The 3290-nt window shown below is 74.6% G+C and carries 1 protein-coding gene; it reads left to right on the top strand.

All coding sequences use genetic code 11. From position 1 onward, the window contains the following. Positions 1-3290, top strand: a 3290-nt coding sequence (locus FNH08_RS47505; protein WP_152778118.1) for a non-ribosomal peptide synthetase, incomplete at both ends; no start/stop codon positions are given.

The following is a 3290-nucleotide window of genomic DNA, read 5'->3' as shown; positions in this document are numbered from 1 at the left end:
CTCGCCTTCCACACCACCGAGGCGCTCCACGAGGGCGTCACCGCCTACGGCTACGTCCGCCAGAGCGTCAGCGGCCCCCTCGACCCCGCGCTCCTCGGCCGGGCGCTGGCCCGCCTGGCCGCCCGCCACCCCATGCTGCGCCTGCGGATCACCCGGGACAGCGCCACCCGGCCCCGCCAGTACGCCGAACCCGCCGCGCCCGTCGATGCCGCCCCCCGCTGGTACGAGGTGACGGAGGCAGACCCGCACCACCTGTTCCAGCTCGACCAGCTGGAACAGGCCCTGTGCAACCGCCCGTTCGACCTGGCCTCGGAGGACCCCGTACGAGCCGTCCTCGTACGCGAGCACCCGCACCTGGCCCATCTGCTCCTGGTCGTCCACCACGCCGCCGCGGACGGCTTCAGCCTCAAGGTGCTCGGCGAGGAGCTCTGGGCGCTCTACACCGCGCTCGCCCGGGGCGACGACGGCGCACACGAACTCCCGCCCCCCAGCGCGAAGTTCAGCGACTACGCGGCCGCCGTCACCGCCGAGCGGCAGTCCCCGGACCACGTACGGGACCAGGAGTACTGGCGCGACCGGCTCGCCGGGCACACCGCCACCGCGACGGCCCCGACCCCGGCACTGCCGTACGACGGCGATCCCGAGGCGCCTCCCGCCCCGCCGCTCGTCCACCACCGCACCGGTGTCGACGAGGCGCTGACGGCCGCGCTCCGTGAGGTCGCCGCCCGGCACGGTGTCTCCCTGTTCCACCTGCTGCTGGCGGTGTACGGCCGGTGCCTGGCGCGGTGGAGCGGCCGACGGGCCGTCGCCGTCAATGTGGCGCGGTCCCGCCGCGAACTGCCGCTCCCCGGCATCGACCGGCTGGTGGGACCACTGGCCGACACCCTGCCGGTGTTCGTGACCGTCGACCCCGACGAACCGGTGACCGCGCTGGCGCGGCGGCTGCGGCGGATCTGGCAGGAGGCCGAGGCCCACGCGACCCTGGGCAGTCCCGACATCGCGCGACTGCTGCCCGCCGCCGGGCACGCCCATGGCCCGGCGCCGCGCACGGCCGCCGAGGCGGGGTTCAGCTTCGCCCGCTTCCCCGTGGTCCACGGCGCCGACTGGCCGGTCACCGTGACGCCGACGGCCGCGGCCACCGCCTCCGCCGCCACCCGCCTCGGACTGCTGTGCTGGGAGGCCGACGCGAGCCTGCGCCTGTCCTGGAACCACCCGGCCCGTCTCTTCCGCCCCGAGACCGTGCGCCGCCTCGCCGACGCGTACGTCGACGAACTGCGCGCGACCGTCGCCGAATCCCCGGCAGCGACCCCGGACTCGGCGGGCGTGACGACGGAGGGCGCCGGAATCGTGGACCGGCTGTGCGCGCAGTTCCGTGCCACTCCCGAGGCCGTCGCGGTCGACACCGGGGCCACCACCCTCACCTACGCGGCCCTCGACGACGCCTCCGCCGCCCTCGCGGCCCGGCTGCGCGCCCACGGCGTACGGCCCGGCGACCTGGTCGGGCTGCTCACGGAACCGGGCGCGGACACCGTCACCGGCGTCGTCGGCATCCTGCAGTCCGGCGCCGGATGGGTACCCCTGGACGCCACCCACCCCACCACCCGGCACCAGGACCAGCTGAGCCGTACGGGAGTCCGGGTGCTGGTGTGCGACACGGCGACCCGTGCCGCTGCCATTGCCGCTGCCGCCGTGCCGGGCGGGGTCACCCTGGTCGCCGCCGACGACCCGTCATCGGCCCCACCGATGCCGGACGACCTGCCCGCCACCGCCCCCGACTCCATCGCATACGTGATCTTCACGTCCGGTTCGACGGGCCGCCCCAAGGCCGTCCCCGTCACCCACCGGTCCATGACCAACTACCTCGACTGGGCACTGTCCACCTTCGGTTACGGGCCCGGCGACCGGCTGGTGCAGACCGCGTCGGTCTGTTTCGACGCCTCCGTACGCCAGTTGCTGGCCCCGCTGCTCGTCGGCGCCACCGTGCACACCCTCGGCCGGGACCTGCCGCGCGACCCCGAGGCGCTGCTGGACCGTGTCGTGAAGGACCGGATCACGGTGTGGAGTTCGGTGCCGACGCTGTGGGAACGGCTGCTGACAGCCGCCGAGAACCGCGTCCGAGAAAACCGGGAAAACCGGGAAAGCCGGGAAAGCCGGGAAAGCCGGGAAAGCCGGGAAAGCCGGGAAAGCGGTGCGGCCTTGGACCTCTCCGCCCTGCGCTGGGTCCACGTCGGCGGTGAGGCACTGCCCGCCGCGCACGTACGCCGCTGGTTCGACCTGCTGGACGCCTGCGGCGGCCAGGGCTCCGGTCACCGGATGTCCAACCTCTACGGCCCCACCGAAGCCACCATCAACGCCACCTGCCACATCATCGACACCCGCCCCGCCGACGACGTACGGCACCTGCCCATCGGCCGGCCGGTCGCCAGGACCGAACTGGCCGTCGTCGGCGAGGACGGCCGGCCCTGCGGACCCGGTGAAGCCGGTGAACTCCTGATCTCCGGCACCGGACTGACCCCCGGCTACCTGGGCGATCCCGAACTCACCGCGGCGGCCTTCACCGAGCGGGACGGCCGCCGTTGGTACCGCAGCGGCGACCATGTGCGTCGCGGGGCCGACGGGGTACTGGAGTTCCTCGGGCGCCTGGACGACCAGGTCAAGGTCCGCGGCCACCGGGTGGAGCCCGGCGAGGTCGAGGCCGCCCTGCTGACCCACCCGGGCGTGGCCCGCGCGGCCGTACTGCCGCGGGACGGGCGGCTCGTGGCGTACGTCGAGCCCCGGGCCGGCGGGGACGAGCCCGACGCCCGCGAGGTGCGTACGTTCCTGTCCGGCGTCCTGCCCCCGTACATGGTGCCCGCCCGCGTCCACTCCGTTCCCGCGCTCCCGCTGACCGGCACGGGCAAGACCGACCGCAACCGGCTGGCGCGACCGGATGACGCCACGGACGCCACTGGCGCCACAGACGCCGCGAGCACCGCGCCCCGGCGCCGGACGCCGCCCACGACCCCCACCGAACGCCTGGTCGCGGGCGTGTGGTGCGAGCTGCTGGAGGTTCCGGAAGTCTTCCAGGAGGACGACTTCTTCACGCTCGGCGGCGACTCCATGACGGTGCTGGAGCTGTTCGCCCGCCTGCGCGGCACACGGCCCGCGCTGCCACGGCCGACCGCCGTCTACACCCACCGCACCCTGAGCACTCTGGCGGCGGCCGTCGACGCTGCTTCCGTAGACGCCGCCGGCGAGAGCCAGGAGCCCGCCGAACCGGACGCCCACACCGACGACCTCTCCCCCTACCC

The sequence above is a fragment of the Streptomyces spongiae genome, from assembly GCF_009377185.1.
Lineage (GTDB): Bacteria > Actinomycetota > Actinomycetes > Streptomycetales > Streptomycetaceae > Streptomyces > Streptomyces spongiae.
The sequence above is the reverse complement of the archived record's forward strand: the minus strand, read 5'-3'. Positions and strand labels throughout refer to the sequence as shown.